This is a genomic window from Pseudoalteromonas sp. 2CM39R, from assembly GCF_023161845.1.
The window spans coordinates 150,140-170,445 of sequence record NZ_JALNTM010000012.1 but is presented as its reverse complement, the minus strand read 5'-3'; the positions used below and the strand labels follow the sequence as shown (position 1 = coordinate 170,445).

At 39.7% G+C, this 20,306-nt stretch carries 22 protein-coding genes and 1 tRNA gene; 16 read left to right on the top strand and 7 right to left on the bottom strand.

Annotation, left to right across the window (positions count from 1 at the left end):
• Window positions 1–3: 3 nt before the first annotated feature.
• From lgt to MTF66_RS24470, 14 genes are all read left to right on the top strand, one after another.
• The gene (gene lgt / locus MTF66_RS24535) at window positions 4–807 is read left to right on the top strand and encodes a prolipoprotein diacylglyceryl transferase (RefSeq protein ID WP_055013228.1); all 804 of its coding nucleotides are present in this window, start codon (window positions 4–6) and stop codon (window positions 805–807) included.
• A gap of 13 nt (window positions 808–820) precedes the next feature.
• Window positions 821–1,672: a thymidylate synthase gene (locus MTF66_RS24530; protein ID WP_010387816.1), complete on the top strand. Its 852-nt coding sequence runs from the start codon at window positions 821–823 to the stop codon at window positions 1,670–1,672.
• Window positions 1,673–1,689: 17 nt separating this feature from the next.
• A complete protein-coding gene (gene galU / locus MTF66_RS24525; protein WP_010387817.1) occupies window positions 1,690–2,568 on the top strand; it encodes a UTP--glucose-1-phosphate uridylyltransferase GalU in 879 nt (292 codons plus the stop codon).
• Window positions 2,569–2,844: 276 nt separating this feature from the next.
• Window positions 2,845–3,696 carry an SPOR domain-containing protein gene (locus tag MTF66_RS24520; RefSeq protein ID WP_138622567.1) on the top strand — a complete coding sequence of 284 codons (852 nt, stop codon included), beginning with the start codon at window positions 2,845–2,847 and terminating at the stop codon, window positions 3,694–3,696.
• Between the two features lie 65 nt (window positions 3,697–3,761).
• Complete coding sequence (locus MTF66_RS24515; RefSeq protein WP_054201749.1) at window positions 3,762–4,358, top strand: SPOR domain-containing protein; 597 nt, start codon at window positions 3,762–3,764, stop codon at window positions 4,356–4,358.
• Window positions 4,359–4,496: 138 nt separating this feature from the next.
• Window positions 4,497–5,087 carry a DUF4402 domain-containing protein gene (locus MTF66_RS24510; RefSeq protein WP_010387820.1) on the top strand — a complete coding sequence of 197 codons (591 nt, stop codon included), beginning with the start codon at window positions 4,497–4,499 and terminating at the stop codon, window positions 5,085–5,087.
• A gap of 37 nt (window positions 5,088–5,124) precedes the next feature.
• Window positions 5,125–5,574 carry a DUF4402 domain-containing protein gene (locus MTF66_RS24505; protein ID WP_010387823.1) on the top strand — a complete coding sequence of 150 codons (450 nt, stop codon included), beginning with the start codon at window positions 5,125–5,127 and terminating at the stop codon, window positions 5,572–5,574.
• A 21-nt stretch (window positions 5,575–5,595) separates the two neighbouring features.
• A complete protein-coding gene (locus MTF66_RS24500) occupies window positions 5,596–6,420 on the top strand; it encodes a molecular chaperone (RefSeq protein WP_138622565.1) in 825 nt (274 codons plus the stop codon).
• Window positions 6,421–6,453: 33 nt separating this feature from the next.
• Window positions 6,454–9,414 carry an MSCRAMM family adhesin SdrC gene (locus MTF66_RS24495; RefSeq protein ID WP_248528970.1) on the top strand — a complete coding sequence of 987 codons (2,961 nt, stop codon included), beginning with the start codon at window positions 6,454–6,456 and terminating at the stop codon, window positions 9,412–9,414.
• Window positions 9,415–9,432: 18 nt separating this feature from the next.
• Window positions 9,433–10,089 carry an SPOR domain-containing protein gene (locus MTF66_RS24490; RefSeq protein WP_138622561.1) on the top strand — a complete coding sequence of 219 codons (657 nt, stop codon included), beginning with the start codon at window positions 9,433–9,435 and terminating at the stop codon, window positions 10,087–10,089.
• A 67-nt stretch (window positions 10,090–10,156) separates the two neighbouring features.
• Entirely contained in the window at window positions 10,157–10,750 is a 594-nt protein-coding gene (locus MTF66_RS24485) for a FlgO family outer membrane protein (RefSeq protein ID WP_054201743.1), read from the top strand.
• A 12-nt stretch (window positions 10,751–10,762) separates the two neighbouring features.
• Window positions 10,763–11,440: a FlgO family outer membrane protein gene (locus tag MTF66_RS24480; protein ID WP_008466541.1), complete on the top strand. Its 678-nt coding sequence runs from the start codon at window positions 10,763–10,765 to the stop codon at window positions 11,438–11,440.
• An 8-nt stretch (window positions 11,441–11,448) separates the two neighbouring features.
• Window positions 11,449–12,126 (top strand): FlgO family outer membrane protein, encoded by a 678-nt coding sequence (locus MTF66_RS24475; RefSeq protein ID WP_138622559.1) that lies wholly within the window; start codon window positions 11,449–11,451, stop codon window positions 12,124–12,126.
• Window positions 12,127–12,200: 74 nt separating this feature from the next.
• A tRNA-Arg gene (locus tag MTF66_RS24470) sits at window positions 12,201–12,275 on the top strand.
• Between the two features lie 343 nt (window positions 12,276–12,618).
• Here the strand turns inward: MTF66_RS24470 and MTF66_RS24465 are convergent.
• The 4 genes from MTF66_RS24465 to MTF66_RS24450 all read right to left on the bottom strand — a co-directional run bounded on the left by MTF66_RS24465 (window position 12,619) and on the right by MTF66_RS24450 (window position 16,652).
• Complete coding sequence (locus tag MTF66_RS24465; protein WP_138622557.1) at window positions 12,619–13,023, bottom strand: DUF1801 domain-containing protein; 405 nt, start codon at window positions 13,021–13,023, stop codon at window positions 12,619–12,621.
• 331 nt (window positions 13,024–13,354) lie between these two features.
• On the bottom strand, window positions 13,355–14,287 hold the full coding sequence (locus tag MTF66_RS24460) for an exopolyphosphatase (RefSeq protein ID WP_248528968.1): 933 nt from the start codon (window positions 14,285–14,287) through the stop codon (window positions 13,355–13,357).
• A 133-nt stretch (window positions 14,288–14,420) separates the two neighbouring features.
• Window positions 14,421–15,869: a dihydrolipoyl dehydrogenase gene (locus MTF66_RS24455; RefSeq protein ID WP_138622178.1), complete on the bottom strand. Its 1,449-nt coding sequence runs from the start codon at window positions 15,867–15,869 to the stop codon at window positions 14,421–14,423.
• A 54-nt stretch (window positions 15,870–15,923) separates the two neighbouring features.
• Window positions 15,924–16,652 (bottom strand): glutathione peroxidase, encoded by a 729-nt coding sequence (locus tag MTF66_RS24450; RefSeq protein WP_008466566.1) that lies wholly within the window; start codon window positions 16,650–16,652, stop codon window positions 15,924–15,926.
• A gap of 113 nt (window positions 16,653–16,765) precedes the next feature.
• On the opposite strand from MTF66_RS24450, the gene MTF66_RS24445 reads away from it, so the two are divergent.
• The gene (locus MTF66_RS24445; RefSeq protein WP_138622176.1) at window positions 16,766–17,665 is read left to right on the top strand and encodes a LysR substrate-binding domain-containing protein; all 900 of its coding nucleotides are present in this window, start codon (window positions 16,766–16,768) and stop codon (window positions 17,663–17,665) included.
• Here MTF66_RS24445 and MTF66_RS24440 read toward each other — a convergent pair.
• Complete coding sequence (locus MTF66_RS24440) at window positions 17,662–18,849, bottom strand: flagellar assembly protein T N-terminal domain-containing protein (protein ID WP_138622174.1); 1,188 nt, start codon at window positions 18,847–18,849, stop codon at window positions 17,662–17,664. The two genes, MTF66_RS24445 and MTF66_RS24440, sit on opposite strands and share 4 nt — an antisense overlap.
• A 139-nt stretch (window positions 18,850–18,988) precedes the next feature.
• Here MTF66_RS24440 and MTF66_RS24435 point away from each other — a divergent pair, with 139 nt between their 5' ends.
• Window positions 18,989–19,447: an LPP20 family lipoprotein gene (locus MTF66_RS24435; protein WP_010387855.1), complete on the top strand. Its 459-nt coding sequence runs from the start codon at window positions 18,989–18,991 to the stop codon at window positions 19,445–19,447.
• 88 nt (window positions 19,448–19,535) lie between these two features.
• On the opposite strand, the gene flgN is transcribed toward MTF66_RS24435, so the two are convergent.
• Window positions 19,536–19,967: a flagellar export chaperone FlgN gene (flgN, locus tag MTF66_RS24430; protein ID WP_033104122.1), complete on the bottom strand. Its 432-nt coding sequence runs from the start codon at window positions 19,965–19,967 to the stop codon at window positions 19,536–19,538.
• The gene (gene flgM / locus MTF66_RS24425; RefSeq protein ID WP_010387860.1) at window positions 19,960–20,280 is read right to left on the bottom strand and encodes a flagellar biosynthesis anti-sigma factor FlgM; all 321 of its coding nucleotides are present in this window, start codon (window positions 20,278–20,280) and stop codon (window positions 19,960–19,962) included. The genes flgN and flgM overlap by 8 nt, the downstream gene beginning before the upstream one ends.
• Window positions 20,281–20,306 lie beyond the last annotated feature (26 nt).

The window sequence follows — 20,306 nt, the reverse complement described above, 5'->3', positions numbered from 1 at the left end:
TTTATGGCACTGGAGTTTCCTCAAATTGATCCAATAATATTTTCTGTTGGACCACTTAGCGTTCGTTGGTATGGGTTAATGTACTTAATTGGTTTTGCGTTTGCGATGTGGTTTGCTAATCGTCAAGCTAAAAAACCAGGGTCGGGTTGGACTAAAGACGAAGTCAGTGATTTACTCTTTTACGGCATGCTGGGCGTTATATTAGGTGGTCGTGTTGGATATGTTCTGTTTTATCAATTTAGTTATTTTATCGAAAACCCCTTATATTTATTTAGAATCGATCAAGGTGGTATGTCGTTTCATGGCGGCACACTTGGGGTGATCACTGCGATTGCTATTTTTGCTTACAAGCGTAAAAAGTCCTTATTGCAAGTCGGTGACTTTGTAGCGCCTTTAGTGCCAGTTGGTTTACTTGCCGGGCGTATAGGTAACTTTATTAACGGCGAATTATGGGGCCGCACTACCGATGTTCCATGGGCAATGGTATTTCCAACTGGAGGCCCGCTTGCACGCCACCCATCACAACTTTACGAAGCTTTTTTTGAAGGGCTGGTATTGTTTGTCATATTATTGTGGTTTATTAAACGTCCTCGTCCTGCGGGAAGTGTGTCAGGTTTGTTCTTACTGGGTTACGGCGTATTTAGGTTTGGTATTGAGTATTTTCGCCAACCCGATGCGCAATTGGGGTTATTTGCCGACTTCATTTCAATGGGGCAAATTCTATCGTTACCTATGATCATTGGCGGGTTAGGCTTACTTATTTGGGCCTATAAACAACCACAATCGCAAACAGCGGCAAAAGTTTAAAAGAAGAAGTTAGATGAAACAATATTTAGAATTATGTCAGCGCATTGTTGACCAAGGACAATGGGTTGAAAATAAACGTACCGGTACACGTTGTTTAACGGTTATAAACGCTGATTTAGAATACGATGTGGCGAATAATCAGTTCCCTATGATCACCACTCGAAAGAGCTATTACAAAGCGGCTATTGCTGAATTGTTAGGTTATTTAAGAGGCTATGACAGTGCTGAGCAGTTTCGTAGTATAGGCTGTAAAACCTGGGATGCTAACGCCAATGAAAATAGTGCCTGGCTCAATAATCCTAACCGTAAAGGTGAGGATGATATGGGGCGCGTTTATGGCGTTCAAGGACGTGGCTGGCAACGCCCTGATGGTTCAACACTGGATCAACTGGCAAAGGTCATTAATAATTTAAAAAATGGCATAGATGATCGGGGCGAAATTATTACATTTTACAACCCTGGTGAATTTGAACTTGGTTGCTTGCGCCCATGTATGCACACACATACCTTTTCATTATTGGGCGACACCCTGTATTTAACCTCATATCAACGCAGTTGTGATGTTCCACTGGGGCTTAATTTTAATCAAATTCAATGTTTTGTATTGCTTGCATTAGTTGCCCAAATTACCGGCCATAAAGCGGGTAAGGCATATCATAAAATTACCAATGCTCATATTTATGAAAACCAGCTCGATTTAATGCGAGATGTGCAGTTAAAGCGTGAGCCATTTGCTTCTCCCCAATTAAAAATCAACCCAGAGATTAAATCACTCGAAGATATAGAAACATGGGTAACACGTGATGACTTTGAGGTGGTTGGCTATCAATGCCATGAAGCGATTCAGTACCCATTTTCAGTTTAAAAAATAAGGAGAGCATAATGAAAGCAGTGATCCCTGTAGCGGGCCTTGGAACACGTATGTTACCGGCCACTAAAGCAATTCCAAAAGAAATGCTGCCAGTTGTAGACCGTCCACTAATTCAATACGTTGTTAGCGAAGCCGTTGCCGCTGGCATTAAAGAGATAGTGTTAGTAACGCATTCGAGTAAAAACTCAATTGAAAACCATTTCGATACTAGCTTTGAATTAGAGGCTACGTTAGAGAAACGTGTAAAGCGGCAATTACTTGCCGAAATACAGTCTATTTGCCCTAACGACGTGACGATTATTCATGTGCGTCAAGGTGAGGCAAAAGGGTTAGGTCACGCTATTAACTGTGCTGCTCCTATTATAGGGGATGAACCTTTTGTGGTTATTTTACCCGACGTTATTATCGATGAAGTGGAAAGTGATTTAACAAAAGATAATTTAGCGGAAATGATCACTCGCTTTGAGCAAAGTAAACACAGTCAAATTATGGTTGAACCAGTTCCTAAAGATGACGTAGATAAATTTGGTGTTGTTGATTTAGGTGATGTTGAGTTAAACCAAGGTGAAAGCTCACCCATTAAAAGTATGGTAGAAAAGCCACCCGTTGACGAGGCACCTTCAAACCTTGCTGTGGTTGGTCGTTACGTGTTGAGCAAAAATATTTGGCCATTATTAGCTAAAACACCACAAGGTGCTGGTGATGAGATTCAGCTAACAGATGCAATTGCGATGCTTATGCAAAACGAAAAAGTAGACGCTTATGCTATCAAAGGCCGAAGCCATGATTGTGGTAGTAAAATTGGTTATTTGAAGGCGACGATTGAATTTGCCTTACGCCGCGATGAATTTGCTGATGAGCTTAAGACCTTTATTAAAACGTTAATCTAATCAGTTCTTTATTTATTTAAAGCGCCTATATGGCGCTTTTTTTTGATTGTAAAGTCGCTTTTTCAGGACTTTAATTATAACTATTTTTGCAGTTATACAGACAGATCTGGGTTTGTAATGTAATCTTTATGTTAACTAAAGTTGTTTTGTAGTTAACGTTCTTTATTAGGCCAATTGTAAATTGGCTCAATTTAGCGATCTAAACTGTTGAAAGAGAAACAATCAATGTGTGAATGCAGCATAAAGTATCACCGATATTTAGTTATAGCGTTACTCATGTTAATTGGGAGTGGCTGTACTATATCGCCAGATAAAACTACGTTAAATGAACAAGTTAAAGATTCTCCTGAATATGTAACTATCACCGCACTTGAGCTAGCACAGCTAAAAGATGCAGCCTTGCAATGGCAACAAGCACGTTCTGGTATAGAGCGACTATTAAAGTTAGAACGTGAGCTTACATATTTAGTTGATAATTTAGATATTATTAACAGTAAAGCAATAGCGCAATCTAATCAGGCTATTAGCAATCGCTATGCTCGCTCATCAATTAAGACTAATGCCTCGCCAAACCTCAGGTATGGTAATAACTACGCAAGCACCTCAGATAACGTTGAACGACCGAGACAAAGATATAGTAACCGTTATGTAAAACCGACTGGTAGGGACGTTCTAAAAAATCAGCGATATAGCAGCCGCTATGCTAGTGTTCCTACAAAAATAATTACAGCTCCTTCAAAAAGCTACAGTAAACGAACTGTTCGCTCGCCAGTGAAAGCCATTAGTTCTAGGGTGAACAAAAAGGTTGCCTCTAAAATATCGATGGCAACAAAAGTGGCAATGGTAGATAAAAACAAAAAAGTATTTGCCTTACAGGTAGCGTCGCTTGATTCAGAAGAAAGTGTTGCTAAAGAGTGGAAGCACATTAACAAAAAAGCAGCGCCTTTGTTTAAGGATAAAATCACCACAAACATTGAAAAAGCAAAAGTTAATAACAAAACCTATTATCGACTAAAGTTAGGTGAGTATTTTAACTTTAAAAGTGCTGAGGATGATTGTGAGGTATTTAAATTCTATAAAGTTGATTGCTTTGTGAGTAACTACACTGACAAACCAATTAGATTATAAATTATTTATTTGGCGCTTTTATTGCATAATAGCTAGAGCTAGTTTTTTGTAATAGGTGCTTTAAAGTGAAACTTCGTTTAATAATATTACTAATACCATTTGCATTAGCTGGTTGTAGCAACCAGCTAATGCCCGCCGACTCACAAAGCGACAAGCTTGTGCGTGAAAAAGATATAAAACCTTACTTAGAGCAATGGGATAACAACAAAGAGCAGATAGCGCGTTTAAGCACCATGGAAGAGGACTTATCATTACTGATTCAAGCTCTTTCTGCACAAACAGATATTGATACCGTACCTGAGCCGTTGAAAGAGAAGGTAAAACGTGTTGAATATGGCTCTAAGCAATCTTTACAACTCTCCTCAGAAACTGCCTTAGCCGATAACACTATCAGTACAAACAAAGCAATTTACGGTGTACAAATTGGACGTTATTTAGTTTCTAACGGAGCCAAAAGGCAAGTACAGCGACTAAAAGAGCAATACCCTCAGTTAAACAGTATTTTACAATACCGCATTAATGAGCAACAAAAGGAATCAACAACGTTTTATAGTGTTGTAGCAGGCCCGCTGAAAAATCAACAGCAAGCGGCGCAGTTGTGTTTGTTTTTTTACAAAATAGGTAATAAGTGTACCTTAGCGACATTTTCAGAGGATGTTTAAGGTTTTTTTACGCTTATTTTTGCATCCTGTTATTATAAATCAAAATAAAGTAAATATTTTTCTAACTTTTTAGTGATTTTGGCCGATACTTAACATAACCTGACTAACAGGTTTATACTTTATATCTAAGGGAAAACTATGAACAAAATATTTACTAAAGCAGCATTAGCTGCATCAATGGCTGTACTTTCTTTCGGCGCTGCAGCTGAATCAGTTTCGTTTCAAGCAGGTGTTACAGTTCAAAATGCTTTTACCTTGACTAACGATTCTGCACTAGATTTTGGAACAATTCGTGCCTCAGCGGATTTAGCAGCAGCTGAGACGGCTACTCTTGTTTTAGCCGCAAATCCAGCGACCTCACCTACAACGGCTTCTACATCGATTGCAGATGCTGAAATCGCAATTTTAGTACCAGGTGCACCAGCTTCTTTTTCTGTTTCTGGCGTGTCTCCTTTCGGTTCACTGACAATTACAAATCCGACAGAAACTGCAATTTCACCTGATGCAGCACCTGCTGGTACTGCAGCATTTACTTTGGGTACTCCAACGTATTATGTGCTAACTGGCGCGACGCCTAACAGTGCTGCTACAACGACCATTCAGGTAGACGCAAATGGTGAAGCGACATTTAATGTTGGTGCCACATTAACGACAGATGCCACAACTCCTACGAGTGATTACATTGATGGCACTTACAGTGGCTCATTCACATTAGAATTAAACTATTAATGAGCAAAGCCTGCTTTATTATAAAGCAGGCTATTTTATGAAATTAATTTTATTCATACTAGCAGCTTCCTTAACTCCAGGTTTGTGCGCGCAGGTAACACCGCTTGAGCCATTGAGTTTTGGTAAAATTGTTATAAGTGATAATCAAAGCATTAGCTCTATAACTTTGTTGCCTAGTAATACAAATACCTTAACCAATAAGATATATTTACTTGAAAAAGGCCATGCAGCTGAATTGCTGCTCGAAGGATACCCTGCACGTATTCAAGTAAATGTGAGTGACTTTGTAAGCAACCAACCTTTAAATAACATTTTTGGTGGTGCATCACTGATTTTAAATCAACTCATATACAATGCGACCATTACAACCGATACCACAGGGACTGCGTTATTGAGAGTTGGGGGGCAATTGAGTACCTCAGGTGACGGCAATACTTATAAAGATGGCATCTTTGATACTACAATTGAAGTGACGCTAAATTATTAGACAACTAGAGATGTTGATTAAATGACAATAATAAAAACTTTTTTTATCTTAGTAAGCTTTATTTTAATTAGCTTTCATTCTTATGCAAACTTACTTATTTCTCCAACAAGAATCAATTTTGATGAGCGCCAACGTGTTGCTAAAGTCATTGTTGTTAATAACTCTAATGAACCCAAAACTTATAGGTTGGAGTGGCAAGACAAAGTTGCACTAGCTGGCGGAGGGTATGCTAATTTAGCGGCTGATCAAGAAAGTTCATCTTCACTTAAAAATATGGTTAGGATCAGCCCATCGCAAGTTAGATTAGCGCCAGGAGAAAGGCAAATAGTTAAGCTTGCTATTCGGAAGCCGAAAGGTTTAGCAGAGCAGGAATACCGCTCTCATCTAGCCTTTAAAGCACTCCCTAATGAAGCTCAAAGTCAGCAACAGAGACTAGGCATCAAGGTAAACTTACTCTTAAGCTACACTATTCCCGTTATTTTGCGAAAAGGTGCTGAAAAACCCAATGTAAATATCAGTAATTTACAGCTTATACACAGCCCAGAAAAAAAGGCGCTTGAGATTGAAATTAAGCGAGAGGGTGACTTTAGTTCTTTTGGCAAGTTAGAAGTTTTCTTTAAGCAAAAAGGAGCGGATACAGAGAAAAAGATCGCCATGTTAAACGATTTTAGTATTTACCCTGAGCTAAAAACAACAACGGCGACGATACCAATTTTTGCAGATCAAAATATCCCGAAAGATGGTCAAATTCGCTTAATTTATACAGGGCTTAAAGAATATCGCGATACTATTTTTAGTGAAAAGTTTGCGTCAATTAATAATGCAATTATCGGTAATTTGAAATAGGCGATGTATTACTTTAAGCGCTTAAAGTGGTTGTTGATCATTTTTTTATCAATTGATCCATTATTAGCAGCAGAGCCTGACACTCAGGCCATTCTTGCTAGCATAAAAAAAATAGATAAAAAATGGCAGCAATACAACACTGAACAAGCTGTAAATGAAAGAACAGAGCCTGAGCTTAATGTGCAGCAAGGTGAGGGCATCCCCGAAGGGGAGTTATTATTTTTTTCATCGTTCGTGAAAAAAAATTACTTGGGCGAAATGCTCGGGGTGAAAAGTAAAACAGGTGTATTAATAGATTTATTAAGTTTTTCAGAAAGCCTGGATTTTGCTATCGATATAAATAGCGATGACCTTATTGCTCAAGGGTGGTTTATTCGTGAAGATAATCAGTTTTATCTAGACCTAAATACAAACACAGCACAAATTAACGGCGCTAGATATTCATTTAACAGCCAACAAGCTTATGCTGATAACGGCGATATGTTTGTTGATAGTAACTTGCTAGCGCAGTGGTTTTCGTTAGATATTGATATTGAATATTCAGCACTTGAGCTATATGTAAGCTCCCCTACCAAATTACCTATAGAATTAAAACGCGAAAGAGAGCAGCGAGAAACTGTAACTAATAGAGAGTCACGTCAAGCAATACTACCGTGGAAGGCCAGTCCATACAGTGCAATTTCATCTCCTCTTGCTGATGTGCAGCTTAGTGCAACCAAGAGTAATACGGATTCAGCGATAGGGTACTCTGTATTAGGGTCAAATGACTTAGCCTATTTTAATGCTCAGTATTTTTTTGCAGGGCGAAAACAAGATTTACTATCAGATTCAAGATTATCATTTAGCCGTCAAAGTAAAGATGCACGGTTATTAGGTCCTTTAAATGCGACAACTGTTCAATTTGGAGATGTATTAGCAACTCAAGTCGGTAAACAATTTAATAGTAGTTACGCCAGAGGAGTAAAAGTTGATAACAAACCACTTTTTAAACAGGTTAATAGTAATCAAATTAATTTAACGGGTGCTATTCAACCAGGGTGGGATGTTGAGTTATACCGTAATGATGTACTGCTAGCGCAGCAGTTTAGTTTAGCTGATGGGCGTTATTTATTTGAAGATATTGATTTATTGTTTGGTGCTAATAATTTTGAGCTAATTTTTTATGGCCCACAAGGGCAAGTAGAGCGAAAAACAGAGCAATACTTTATAGATGGTAATAGTTTGTCAGCAGATGAGTCGTTCTATGAGTTGTCAATTACTGAGCAAGGTGAGCAGTTATTTAATCAATCACTTTATTCGACAGAGGGCAAAGGTTGGCAGCTAGCAGGCCGTTATGAAACGGGGTTAACTGATTATTTATCGGTTTATGCTGGTACATCAATATTAAATAGTAATTCGGGTGATAATGTTAACAATTATGCTTTTGGTTCGAACCTAAGTATATTTGATAAAGTATTACTTAATCTAGATTATGAAAAAAATAATAACGATGAAGACAAGCTAGAGGTAGCTGCTAGAGGTGAGTTAATTGGTCAATCGGTACGTTTAAGCCTGTCTCAAAACAATGAGAAAATAGTTGGTGATACAGAAACAGCGAAAACTGAAAGTTATCGATTATATGCGGCAGGAAAGTTGTTTGATAAATCGTTTGGAAGCTTGAGCTATCAAAATACGCTCGCCTATAACAACAGAGAGTTTAGCGACTCATATTTAAGTGTTGATAATACCTTATCGTATAATTTAGGCGGTACCGTTATTAGTAACAACTTAATTTGGCGAAAGTTTGATTCTTTAGATGATGCAACAACACTTGGCAGCATGCGTCTTCAACATCGATTTGGTAAAACATACACTCGTTTTAGTGTTGACTATAGCGCAGACTCTGGTTCAACTATACTGGGTTACCAAGCTGAATTAAGCCGTAGTTTATCTCAGAATTTGCAATCTGAATTCACACTGAGAAACTCCCGTATAAATGATTTAGTTTCTATGGAGTTGGGTCTAAATTGGCAAAGCGATAGTTTTAGCTTAAATAGCACAATGAGTTACGATGATGATGATAACTGGAGACTAGGTTTATTTAGTCGTTTTAGTATTGGTTTTGATACGAACACTGACGAGTACTTTTTAAGTAAAAGAAGCCTCGCAAACTCTGGCACTTTAATGGTTAGAGTCTTTCTTGATTCAAATAATAACAATATTCAAGATGACGGAGAAAAGGGAATTGAAGGTGTTAAGGTAAAAGGAGTTCAAAACTATCGCCGAGCGGTAACTAACGAAAATGGTTTAGCAATACTTAAAGGAATGCCAGCAAATAGAACCACCGATATAGTGATTGATTCTGGTAGTATTAGTGAGCCTTTTTTAGTTGCCGCCAATGATGGCTTTTCTATTACACCGCGTGCCGGCTTTGTTGAATATATGGAAGTCCCGCTTAATAACAGTAGTGAATTAGAGGGAACTGTTTACAAACAAGATGAGCAAGGCAGCAGTGAAGTACAGCCTTTTGCTACCGTAAAATTACTCGACAAACAAGGCAAGCAAGTGGCGCAAACACAGGCTGCTTATGATGGTTATTATTTGTTTACCGATTTACGTCCTGGCGAATATAAAGCGGTTATAGATGATGAATTTAAGCAACGTAAATCCTTAAAAGATACGCAACAGGTGGTGGTTAAATTACCAGCGCAAGGTGAAGTAGTAATGGGCGTTGACTTTGAGCTTAAAGAAAAAACACAAACGCCAGCGTATATTGCTAATGCGGGTGGGTTTTCATCATTGCCAATTATGAAAGCGTATTATCAATTAATTAAACGTCATTTAAATGAGCAATCAAAGCGTGATGCTTTTTATATTAAAGATGAAAAACAAAAACGGTATATTTTAGCCGTCGCTTATGCCGAGTCTGCGCAAGGGGAACTTGAACAAGTATGTGCAGAATTAAAAGTAAAAGGCTTGAACTGCCAAGTCCAAGCGCAACTTATTAGCCACTAATAACAATAAGGTTTAACCATGCAACATGCTAATTTATATAAACGCTACTCAATACTAATTGCCTGTATTGCTGCTCTTTTTATATCAGGATGCAGCACCACCAAAACTGCAGAATCTCCTCAGCCAATGCAAGCGAGTGCCAATCTTTCTGAGGAGGAGTTGGCGCAGCTCAAAGCATCGTCTCAGCAGTGGCAAGCAGCCAAAGCAGGTGTTGAGCGTTTATTAGTGATTGAACAAGATCTAAAGCTATTAATAAGCCAATTAAATGCGGTAGCAAAACAAGGTTCTGCATCAACAAATACGCCTGAAGTACCAACAGCTAAAGCTTCGGCTGAAACGGTAGCACCAAAAGTTGCACAAAAAGCTAAAGTAGCAGCGAATACAGCTGATGAAAAACAAGCCGTTAAAGCCTTATTTGCCTTACAAGTTGCAGCTGTTACCGACAAAGAGCGACTTAGCCAAAGTTTAAATCAAATAAAAGCCAGCGCATCTTCGTTATTTCAGGGCGAATTCGTGGCGAATGTAGAAACTATTTACGTGAGTGGCATGACTTACTACCGTTTAAAGCTTGGAGCTTATCAAAATCAAGCGAATGCGGCTGCTGATTGCGATAGACTTAAACAGCGCCAAATCAACTGCATTGTGAGCCATTACACCCAACAGCCATTAAAATAAATATGCATCTAGGGTATTAGGCATAATAATTGCTTTGTAACTATTATGTTTTTAGAGGATGGCAACTATGCGCCTTTTGTTACCCTTACTATTATTAAATTTAGCGGGCTGTAGCTTAACACCCCAGCCAAAGCCAAGTATAAGCACTGATGCGCCTAAAGCGGTCATGGCACCCTATACGCTCAATCAGTACGTAAATAGCTTGAGTGCCCAGCTTAGCCATATCAAAGAGCCTTTTAAAAGCACCGCTTCAATCGCGGTCAGCAGCTTTTATTTAGCCAATGCTTTGGATTCACAAATTGCTCAAGGGCAGGGAGCAGGGCTTAGTCAGCAAGTTCAAGAAAGCTTAATAACCCAATTTACTCAGTTAGGGTACAACACAGTTGAATACCGGCTTGAAAACCAGCTTAACTTATCAGCGAGCGCTGATTCAGTGTTAAGCCGCAGTACGAGTAACTTAAAGCAGCGTCAGATTATTGACTTTGTGATCACCGGCACTTTAACCCGTCAAGAACATGCTTATATTGTTAATGCTCGCATGGTAAATATGCAAACTAATCAGATTGTATCTGCCGCAAGTACTGAAATTCCCATCAATGTGATGTGGAGTAATGAAAAAATACAGCAGCGCGGTGACTATATTTACCGCAGTGAATATTAATTAGGAGCACACATGAAACGCCTACTATTAACTTTATGTTTGCCACTGGGCTTTGGTTGTTCACAAATGACAAACCATAGTGACACGCAAATTACCGACGATGCGCCTATGTTTTTTGAGCAACGCCCTGTAGCTGCACCAACAAATACTGATTCGCTTTATCAAAATAAAGCCGCAGTGATGAATAAAAACAAACAAGTAAATACGCCAACCCGTAAAAATATTAATCATTATGTGCGTGGCATCATGCAAGACATGGCTGAAAACTTACAGTACGTAAATACTAAAACACCATTGGCGGTATCAAGCTTTGTTTTTTTAGACCGTGACTACAATAATGCTGACTTAGTGGGTAACCAAATAGCAGAGAGCTTTATGCATGAGCTGCATAATTTTGGTGTGCCGGTCATTGATTTTAAAACCACCGATTATATGCGCGTAACCCCTGGTGGCGATTTTGTTTTTAGCCGCGACTACTTAGAGCTTAACCAAGAACAAAACTTTAGTTACGTATTAGCAGGCACGCTAGTAAACCACCAAGGTGGCATATTAGTAAATGCACGAATTGTTGGCTTAGCAAGCAAAGCGGTTGTAGGCTCTGCACAGGGCTTTATTCCGCAATCAGTTATTGATGCGCTAAATAGCAGTAACAGTGCTGATGGCATTATGCTTAAACAAGCGAGTAAGTGAGGTTTATCATGGCTAACTTAGCTAAGCGCTCAGCTTTAATTAGCATAAGTGCATTATCACTATTACTTTCAGGCTGTAATTTACTTGGTGAATCTAACATGGCTGAACCCGTAAAATCTGAGCCAGAACAAACAGTGGTAAGCAATCTTGATTTTAACCAGATCATGGCGCAAATGCAGCAAAATGACGAGCAAGAACAATACGCCGATACAACGCAGTTTAACCCAAACAAGCATCATAAAAGCTTAGTTAACTACGTAGAGCAAATGGCACTTGATTTAACCGACACCATGCAAGTAGCCCCGCAAGATGCAGCGATTGCAGTCACGTCGTTCGTTGATTTAGACGCAAGTTTAACTACAGCAAGCCAGTTAGGTAATCAGTTATCAGAAACCTTTATACATCAGCTGCAAAAATTTGGTTATAGCGCGGTTGATTTTAAAACAGCCAATTTAATTACCGTTAATGAACAAGGCGACTTTGCATTCACCCGCAACACTCGTAAACTTGCAGGTACGAATATAGCTAGCCATGTTTTATCGGGTACATTAATATACCGTGCAGATGGGGTTGTTATTAACGCTCGCGTAATAAATATTGAAAATAAACGCCTTGCAGCCAGCAGCCGAACATTTATACCGCTTTATGTATTAAATAAAGAAGATATATATTTATCAAGCAATTAACTTAATTTGATACTTGATATAAAAAACCAGATGCCGTTATAATTTCCAAACACTTGGTACTTAGCACCCAACGTGGCCTCTTAGTTAAATGGATATAACGGCCCCCTCCTAAGGGGCAGTTGCAGGTTCGATTCCTGCAGGGGCTACCAATAAAATCAATGAGTTATGTTCTTTCTTTGTTTCTATATCAACTCTATGTAGTATATTTGTAGCAATGTCAGCTTTGTGCCGTTCGGATAAAAAGTGAATTTGAAAGCTTGTTGGGTGGCGCCTTCGGCTTAACCAACCTACATTTTGGCGTAGGTCGGATAAGTGGCGGAGCCACGCCATCCGACAAAAATGATAAATTTACCAGAGACAACTGCCTTACACTGTAAGTTAAACCACTCTATACCGACTATCGGCTGAGTGCTAATTGCGGACATTAGTAACGCTAAGCTAACGGGTAGTGACCGAAAGGTGCGGGTTTAGTACCTTATATGTGATTACCTATTACGCGCCTAAAAGTGGCAAATGCTTTCGCTGCTGATAGGTTAAAGCTAGCTCTAAGCAGTTCTTGATTTCCGCCTCAGGCAACGAACTCGATAAACTTAATACGATTGCTCTATTACCTTGAAATTCGAGTGTGTCATTGTGCAGCTCTCTAAATGTATCGATTAACTTAGTTTGGCAGTTGAAGAACAAGTAGTATTGGTTTGGCGATTTCAACTTCCAATCAGTTCTAATTGGGCTGCCTGTTTTTACACTATAACTATGCTCACCCCATTTCAGTGACTCTTCGACTTCACCTAGCTCCAAATCGGATGCAAGCTTGAGGATTAAAGTTCGTAACTCCTCAAGTCGTAGCCGAACTGTTTCGGGATATTCTTCGAAGCGATTTTTGACTACCTCGTCCATTGAAAGCTCCTATTCATATAACAACTTTATCAGAGGACATTTTCCCTATTCTAGCGCGAAAACGTCCATATCTCATGAGCTTCTATTATTATTTTAGCTTATCTGAGCGTATAAAAAAGAGGAAAGTTTTCTTCTTTCTTACTAAGTAAATGACAACTCACCTCAATGTCCGGTTATCGCTCAAAGAAGCCCTCCATTAAATTCTGCATAATAAAAAAGCGAGCTATCAATTAACCCGCTTTATAAAGTACTTTGTCGAACCCCGAACCCCGAACCCCGAACCCCGAACCCCGAACCCCGAACCCCGAACCCCGAACCCCGAGGCTATAACTCAGCCATCACTAGTGATCGTAGCAATCAGCTCGCTCAATACCTGCTCAGCTTTGTCAGTTTCTACTTGGCAAGTACCGGCACTTAAATGGCCGCCGCCACCGTACTTAAGGCATAACTCGCCAACATTAGTATTGGAGCTGCGGTTGGTGATTGATTTACCAATGGCGTACACCACGTTTTGCTTTTTAAGCCCCCACATTTTATGTATTGAGATATTACATTCGGGGAACATGGCGTAAATAACGAAGCGGTTAGTAGCGTAAATGGTTTCTTCTTCGGTTAAATTGAGTACCACTAAGTTGTCGTGTACTGATGAGCAGCGGTCTATTTGCTCTTTAGCTTGTGCGTTGTGCTCGTGGTATAACGCAACACGCTCGGCAACATCTTCCATTGCTAGTATTTGTTCTATGCTGTGATCTTTACAGGCGTCAATTAACTTCATCATTAACTGGTAATTAGAAATTTTGAATTCACGAAAACGGCCAAGTCCTGTGCGCGCATCCATAATAAAGTTCATCAGTACCCAGTCTGTTGGGTTTAAAATTTCGTCTTTTGAAAATTGTGCAGAATCCCCTTTATCGACCGCTTCCATCATGTCAGTTGAAATATTAGGGAATTTCTCTGCACCGCCATAATAGCCGTATACAACGCGTGCTGCAGAGGGCGCACCTGGGTCAATAATGTGGTTTTTAATATCGCTTTCGTTACGAACGGTTTCACTCAAGTGGTGATCAAATGCAATATGACAACCGGCAACATAGGGGAGGTTAGTGGTAATGTCGTTGCTGGTAATGGCTATTTTACCGTCTTGCATGTCTTTTGGATGCACAAATAAAATATCGTCGATTAAATCTAAATCTTTAAGTAATACGGCACACACTAGGCCGTCAAAATCGCTTCGAGTGACAAGTCTATATTTATTATTGCTCATTTTCGGTCCATTTTTGTTTGTTTATTAATCTGAGTGTAGCAGTTTAAACTCCATTTTATATACCAGTTTTTAACATAAAAAAAGCCAAAACAATGGTTTTGGCTTTGAGTTGCAAGTGTGTATTAGTGATGTGTTATGCGCCTGGGCCACATTCCATACAATGGTTAATAATGTCTGGGCCAAATTTTAATTTAGCGTTTAAATCACGTAGTGCAGTGCGTAGGCCTTCTTCAATAACAGGGTGATAAAAAGGCATATCAAGCATTTGTGGTACAGTCATTTTGTTTTGTACAGCCCATGCTAATAAATGAGCAATGTGCTCTGCTTGAGGGCCAATAAATTCAGCACCTAAAAATAAGCCTGTGCCGTGCTCGGCATACACACGCATGTGGCCTTTGTTTTTTAGCATAACGCGGCTACGGCCTTGGTTTTCAAAGCTGACTTCGCCTATTTCAAAGCACTCACAGCTGCCTAATCGTTGGCTAATTTCTTTAAAGCTTTCACCAACCATGGCTATTTGTGGGTCGCTAAACACAGCGGCAATTTTAGCGCGGCGTAAACCCGCACGTACATGAGGGTAGCGGCCTGCGTTTTGCCCTGCGATTGTTCCTTGATCGGATGCTTCGTGAAGCAAAGGGATCATGTTACTAGCATCGCCAGCAATAAATATGTGGGAGTTGCCACATTGCATAGTGTGGGCATCAGCGAGTGGTACGCCACGTTCATCAAGCTCTATGCCGGTGTTTTCTAACCCTAGTTTATCGGTGTTAGGTACTCGCCCGGTTGCAGCCAGAACATAGTCAAACTGCTCGGTGTGTTTAACACCTTGTTTGTCGGTATAGGTTAGCTCTGCTTTATTACCTACTTGTTTCATATCTGAAACGTTTGAGTCGGTATCAACACAAAATTCTTCTGCGAATACAGTATTAGCGTAATCTTTAACTACTGGGTCGGTTAATGGGCCTATGGCACCACCTACACCAAAGAGTTTTACCTTTACCCCTAATCTATGCAACGCTTGGCCAATTTCAAGGCCTATAACGCCTGGGCCAAATACGGCTACTGATTCTGGTAAATCATCCCAGTCGAATACATCGTCATTAATAATCAGTCGGTCGCCAAAGTTATTAAATACGCCAGGGTAAGATGGGCGTGAACCTGTTGCTATTACAAAGCGTTTAGCAGTGATAATGGTGTGCTCATCTATTTGCACGCGGTTGGCGTCTAAAAACTGTGCATAGCCACGAATTTTATCTTCGCTAGGTATTTCATCTACGGCTTCTACTACGAATCCTGCAAAGCGATCGCGCTCACTTTTAACTCGTGCCATAACGGCTTTACCGTCAATAACAGGTTTTGAGCTGTGAACTCCAAAGGCAGGTGCCATTTCTATTGAGTGCGCGGCTTCTGCTGCAGCAATCAATAACTTACTTGGCATGCAACCAACACGTGCGCAGGTTGTACCGTATGGGCCTGATTCAATCATAAGTACGTTTTGAGTAAATTGTTTTGCATTACGGTAGGCACTTAAACCAGCAGTACCTGCACCTATAACAACAACGTCGGTTTGCAGTTCTTTCATAGTGTTTTTCCTTTAATAAACAGGGGCGTTGCAGCCCCTGTCTTATTTACTTAATTAAGCAAAGTATTTTTCTAAATCGTCTGAGCCGCCAATGTGCTTACCGCCAATAAATACTTGTGGTACGGTTTCACGGCCCGATACCGCTTTAAGGCTGGTAAGTGATGCGCCAGCACCCATTACGATTTCTTCAAAAGCAAAGCCTTTAGCTGTAAGTAGCTCTTTTGCTTTTTTACAGAAAGGGCAGCCAGGCTTAGTAAATAGAGTAACCGCCTCTGGTTTTACTTGAGTTGGGTTGATGTAATCAAGCATAGTGTCAGCGTCTGATACTTCAAACGGGTCGCCTGGTAAATCTGGTTCGATGAACATCTTCTCTACTACGCCATCTTTAACCAGCATAGAGTATCTCCAGCTGCGCTTACCAAAACCTAAATCGTTTTTATCAACTAGCATACCCATGCCGTCAGTAAATTCGCCGTTACCATCTGGTAGTAAGGTAATGTTTTGCGCTTCTTGATGTTCAGCCCATGCGTTCATTACAAAGGTATCGTTTACTGATACACAAACAATGTCGTCAACGCCATTTTGTTTAAGTACACCAGCTAACTCGTTGTAGCGTGGTAGGTGAGTTGATGAACACGTTGGTGTAAATGCACCAGGTAGTGAAAACACAACGACTGTTTTGCCTTTAAAAATGTCATCAGTAGTTACTGATTTCCATTCGTCGTTTTGACGCGTTGCAAATGTAACGTTAGGGATTGTTTGACCTTCAATATTGTTTAACATGTTTTTAGTTCCTCTTGATTTGTTGATAGCCATTATGGCGAACAATTAAATATAGTTCCAATCGTTTGTTTGTATTAAACTGATAGGTATAAGCTATCAGGTTGGGTGTGAATATGAACTTAAAAGATTTAGAATATGTAAAAGCCGTTGCACATTTTAAACATTTTCGTAAAGCGGCTGATGCCTGCTTTGTAAGCCAGCCTACCTTAAGTGGGCAAATTAAAAAGCTGGAGCAAGAATTAGGGGTTATCTTATTTGACCGTTCAACTAAGCACGTTACCTTAACAACCCAAGGTGAACGTTTGTTGACACAAATCACCCTTATATTAGAGCAAACTCAAATATTAAAAGAACTGGCTGCTACTTCTAACCAGCCGTTACAGGGCAAACTAAGTATTGGTATTATTCCTACTATTGCCCCGTATTTACTACCTACACTGCTTACATCAATGAAAGCGGCATTTACTCAAAGTCAGTTTTCGTTTATTGAAATGCAAACTTCTACCATTTTAGCTGCGCTAGACAGTGGCGAGGTGGATTTTGCAATTTTAGCGGATGTGCCTGAGCTAAAAAATTACCATACTATTAATGTATATAAAGAAGACTTTTTAGTTGCGGTATCTGCTGATAACGCTTTAGCTGTAAATAAAAAGGTAGCACTGCAAGATCTTCAAGGTAGTAACCTATTAATGTTAAGTGATGGTCATTGCTTTAAAGATCAAGCCCAGCAGTTTTGTTTTTCGGCAGGAGTGGATGTTTCTAGCCAGTATCAAGGTAATAGCTTAGAAACCTTATTAGCGCTGGTGGCGATGGACGATGGGGTTACGTTTGTGCCAAAACTTGCTGCAATCCCCCGAGAGGGAATTCATTATTTGCCTATTTTTCCTAATCAGCAACGTAATATTGTATTGGCCTGTCGAAAGCACTACCCGCATTTATCTGGAGTTGAGCAGTTAGCAGATTGGTTAAGCGCTCACAATAATTTAAAAGTTAAGCTAACCCAAGTACTTTAGGGCGTTGCAACTTCCACAATATCGTTAATTTGTACGCCCGGTAAAGGCTGATCATTAATACTGACGGCAATGGCGCTATGCTGATATAGCTGCTCTACACGAATACGGTTCAAAGTGGTTATAGTATGCGGCATGGTGTTGCCTTGCGCGTCTGTTAAATAATTATGATGAGCAATACTCAGTTGTTGGCCTTTTTCTAAGCCATGTGCCTTTCCTAAGTTAATGACGAGTTTATTATTTTCCATGTGCAAAATTTTGCCTTGGGTGGGTAGGCACGCCATGGCTGCTTGCAAATCGTAACTTAGGGTTTGGTTTATCTCACTAATACTTTGACCAAAAGGTGACTGCCAAAAACGATTACTGTTTACATCAATAATAGCTGTTTTTTCAAATGGCCAGATAGCTTGGCTTTGATAGCTTTGTTGCCACAAGGGCTCATAAGTAGTGCCATTAAATAAACTAAACTCTATTCGGTAGTGACGCTGATAGCTTTCATCTTGCCAAAATGCATAGTCGCTATTGAGTTTATCGCTGGTGGATAAACTGGTAATTTGGCTCAGTAGCACATATTGTGCGTTACTGCGCGATGAAATTTCCTCTAACTGGCTGTTAGAGTAGTCATGTTGTTGATTAAAATAGGTATCGACTTTTATCGCTTTATTGAAATAGGCAACCGGTATAGCACTCATTTTTGATTTTTGCAGTGACGTGTAGATGTTTTTGCTTACTGCTTTATTAATGTCAAATATTTGACCCATTCTAGCGTGTTCGCGATTTGTTAATTGACTTTGCGTCACAGCTATAAATTTATTGAAGTTGCTTTGCGGGCATTGCTCGGTTTGTGCAAAAATATCTAGGCGTAAGGTAATCGCAAATTCATCATTGCTGCGGTTTTCGCTAACGAGCTCTATTTTTTGAATTTCGCCTTGGCTACTTATTTTTAGCTGATCTTGGGTTAAAACACCATCAACAAGTGTTTGCACCGAGCTCACCCGCGCACCAGAGAATACAAGGGCTTGGGTAATCGCATCTTTTATTGCAGCGGCCTTTGCACCGGGAATGTCGCTATTTTGAATAACCGCATGGCCTGTAGACTCATACCACTGAGCGTGGGTAAAAGGTGAAAACGTTAATACAGCAGTGGTGCTTAATCCTGCCAATACTGCTTTTAAAAACGACTTCATACTCTTACTCCAATTAAACGTTAGCGTTAATGAGTCTCAGCAAGTAATGTACCACTATTATTTGTTGTTACAGAATATAGGTATCACTGGCATTAAACGTGCATAACTGAGTTTAATTAGTTTTTAAAGGCCCTGTATGATGCGAGTAATGCCATTAATGATCACATTAGGCTGCTTAACGTTAAGCGGTTGTAGCAATATATTTGATAAGCACGTTGAATATAAATATGTTGAGCCAAATAATTACCCTGTATTAAAAGCAATAGGGTACGCGCCCATTAGTTTGCAGTCGGGAAGTAATGACACTCAAAAACAGCTTATGGCAATTAAAGCCTCCAAGCTAGAAGCATACCGCGAACTAACGGAACAAGTGTACGGGCAAAAAATTACCGCAGGCACAACCGTCGCAGGCTCTGTTGCCCAAGATGATTATTTACAGAGTAAAGTGCAAGGTATTATAAAAGGCGCGCAAATTATAAAAACCTATGCCGTTAATGATATGTATATTACTGAGCTTGAGCTTAATATGAAGCGCGTACACGACTTGTACATCGGTGAGATAAAACCACGGGAAGTGAAAAAAGTCACTTATTACTAAGCGACAAGTTATTACTAACCGACAAATTATTACTCATAAAAAAACGCCTAAACGAATAATCGTTTAGGCGTTTTTTTATGAGTATTCTTTAGGCTTTTAGGTTACGCACAATGCTGTTGTCAGTATTAACTACGCTACCGGCTTGATCGTAGGTCATAGACGAAGGTGCGCCAATTAAAATACCCTTTAATTGCTTTACACTTAACTGCGCCTGGTGCGCTGCATGAGCGTTAACTTCATTTTGTTTTTGACACTGCTCAAGCTTTTCTCGAGTTAGCTTTATTAAGTCAGCGTTTTCATCTGTTTGCTGATCATTACTGGCAATCAGTTTACTGAGTTCTTTATCTAGGGTGCTTATGCTGGTTAAAAAAGACATTTTTTGTTGGGCAATTTCTTTTAAACCTTCGCCTCTTCGTGAGGCAATAGCATCAAGTTCTTGAGTAAGAAGCTCACTCAAGGTTGTTAAACAATTTATTTGTTCGTTTAGTTTAATCGTAATTAAACTATTGTGATCAGCCATAAACATTAAACTCGAAGTCTGCTAAATTTTTGGCAAGTTTCTCACTGTCTATTTGATACTTGCCTTCGGTAATTGCTTTTTTAAGCTCAGCAACTTTGTTGCTGTCAAAACCAGAAGACTGCTCTGCTTTTTCTTGTAAAGATTTTAATTGCTTGGCTTGCGGTGTTAGGCTCACCGAATCGCTTGCAGCTTTAGGCGAAGGCGTTTGCGCAGCCTGCGTATTTGCATTATCTCTTTTTAAATCAACTTTTTGCTGTTGAGTGTTTGTTAAAACACCAGGCTGTTGATTTGATTTGTTTACTTGACCGACCATGATAAAAACCCGTTTATTACCCAACT

Excerpts from the sequence above, each read along its gene's own strand:
- MTF66_RS24480 (WP_008466541.1), top strand. The coding sequence starts at position 10,763 with ATGAAACGCCTACTATTAACTTTATGTTTGCCACTGGGCTTTGGTTGT.
- MTF66_RS24445 (WP_138622176.1), top strand. The coding sequence starts at position 16,766 with ATGAACTTAAAAGATTTAGAATATGTAAAAGCCGTTGCACATTTTAAA.
- MTF66_RS24435 (WP_010387855.1), top strand. The coding sequence starts at position 18,989 with ATGCGAGTAATGCCATTAATGATCACATTAGGCTGCTTAACGTTAAGC.
- MTF66_RS24505 (WP_010387823.1), top strand. The coding sequence starts at position 5,125 with ATGAAATTAATTTTATTCATACTAGCAGCTTCCTTAACTCCAGGTTTG.
- MTF66_RS24475 (WP_138622559.1), top strand. The coding sequence starts at position 11,449 with ATGGCTAACTTAGCTAAGCGCTCAGCTTTAATTAGCATAAGTGCATTA.
- galU (WP_010387817.1), top strand. The coding sequence starts at position 1,690 with ATGAAAGCAGTGATCCCTGTAGCGGGCCTTGGAACACGTATGTTACCG.
- MTF66_RS24460 (WP_248528968.1), bottom strand. The coding sequence starts at position 14,287 with ATGAGCAATAATAAATATAGACTTGTCACTCGAAGCGATTTTGACGGC.
- MTF66_RS24510 (WP_010387820.1), top strand. The coding sequence starts at position 4,497 with ATGAACAAAATATTTACTAAAGCAGCATTAGCTGCATCAATGGCTGTA.
- MTF66_RS24455 (WP_138622178.1), bottom strand. The coding sequence starts at position 15,869 with ATGAAAGAACTGCAAACCGACGTTGTTGTTATAGGTGCAGGTACTGCT.
- MTF66_RS24485 (WP_054201743.1), top strand. The coding sequence starts at position 10,157 with ATGCGCCTTTTGTTACCCTTACTATTATTAAATTTAGCGGGCTGTAGC.
- lgt (WP_055013228.1), top strand. The coding sequence starts at position 4 with ATGGCACTGGAGTTTCCTCAAATTGATCCAATAATATTTTCTGTTGGA.
- MTF66_RS24490 (WP_138622561.1), top strand. The coding sequence starts at position 9,433 with ATGCAACATGCTAATTTATATAAACGCTACTCAATACTAATTGCCTGT.
- MTF66_RS24450 (WP_008466566.1), bottom strand. The coding sequence starts at position 16,652 with ATGTTAAACAATATTGAAGGTCAAACAATCCCTAACGTTACATTTGCA.
- MTF66_RS24440 (WP_138622174.1), bottom strand. The coding sequence starts at position 18,849 with ATGAAGTCGTTTTTAAAAGCAGTATTGGCAGGATTAAGCACCACTGCT.
- flgN (WP_033104122.1), bottom strand. The coding sequence starts at position 19,967 with ATGGCTGATCACAATAGTTTAATTACGATTAAACTAAACGAACAAATA.
- MTF66_RS24530 (WP_010387816.1), top strand. The coding sequence starts at position 821 with ATGAAACAATATTTAGAATTATGTCAGCGCATTGTTGACCAAGGACAA.
- MTF66_RS24465 (WP_138622557.1), bottom strand. The coding sequence starts at position 13,023 with ATGGACGAGGTAGTCAAAAATCGCTTCGAAGAATATCCCGAAACAGTT.
- MTF66_RS24520 (WP_138622567.1), top strand. The coding sequence starts at position 2,845 with ATGTTAATTGGGAGTGGCTGTACTATATCGCCAGATAAAACTACGTTA.
- MTF66_RS24500 (WP_138622565.1), top strand. The coding sequence starts at position 5,596 with ATGACAATAATAAAAACTTTTTTTATCTTAGTAAGCTTTATTTTAATT.
- flgM (WP_010387860.1), bottom strand. The coding sequence starts at position 20,280 with ATGGTCGGTCAAGTAAACAAATCAAATCAACAGCCTGGTGTTTTAACA.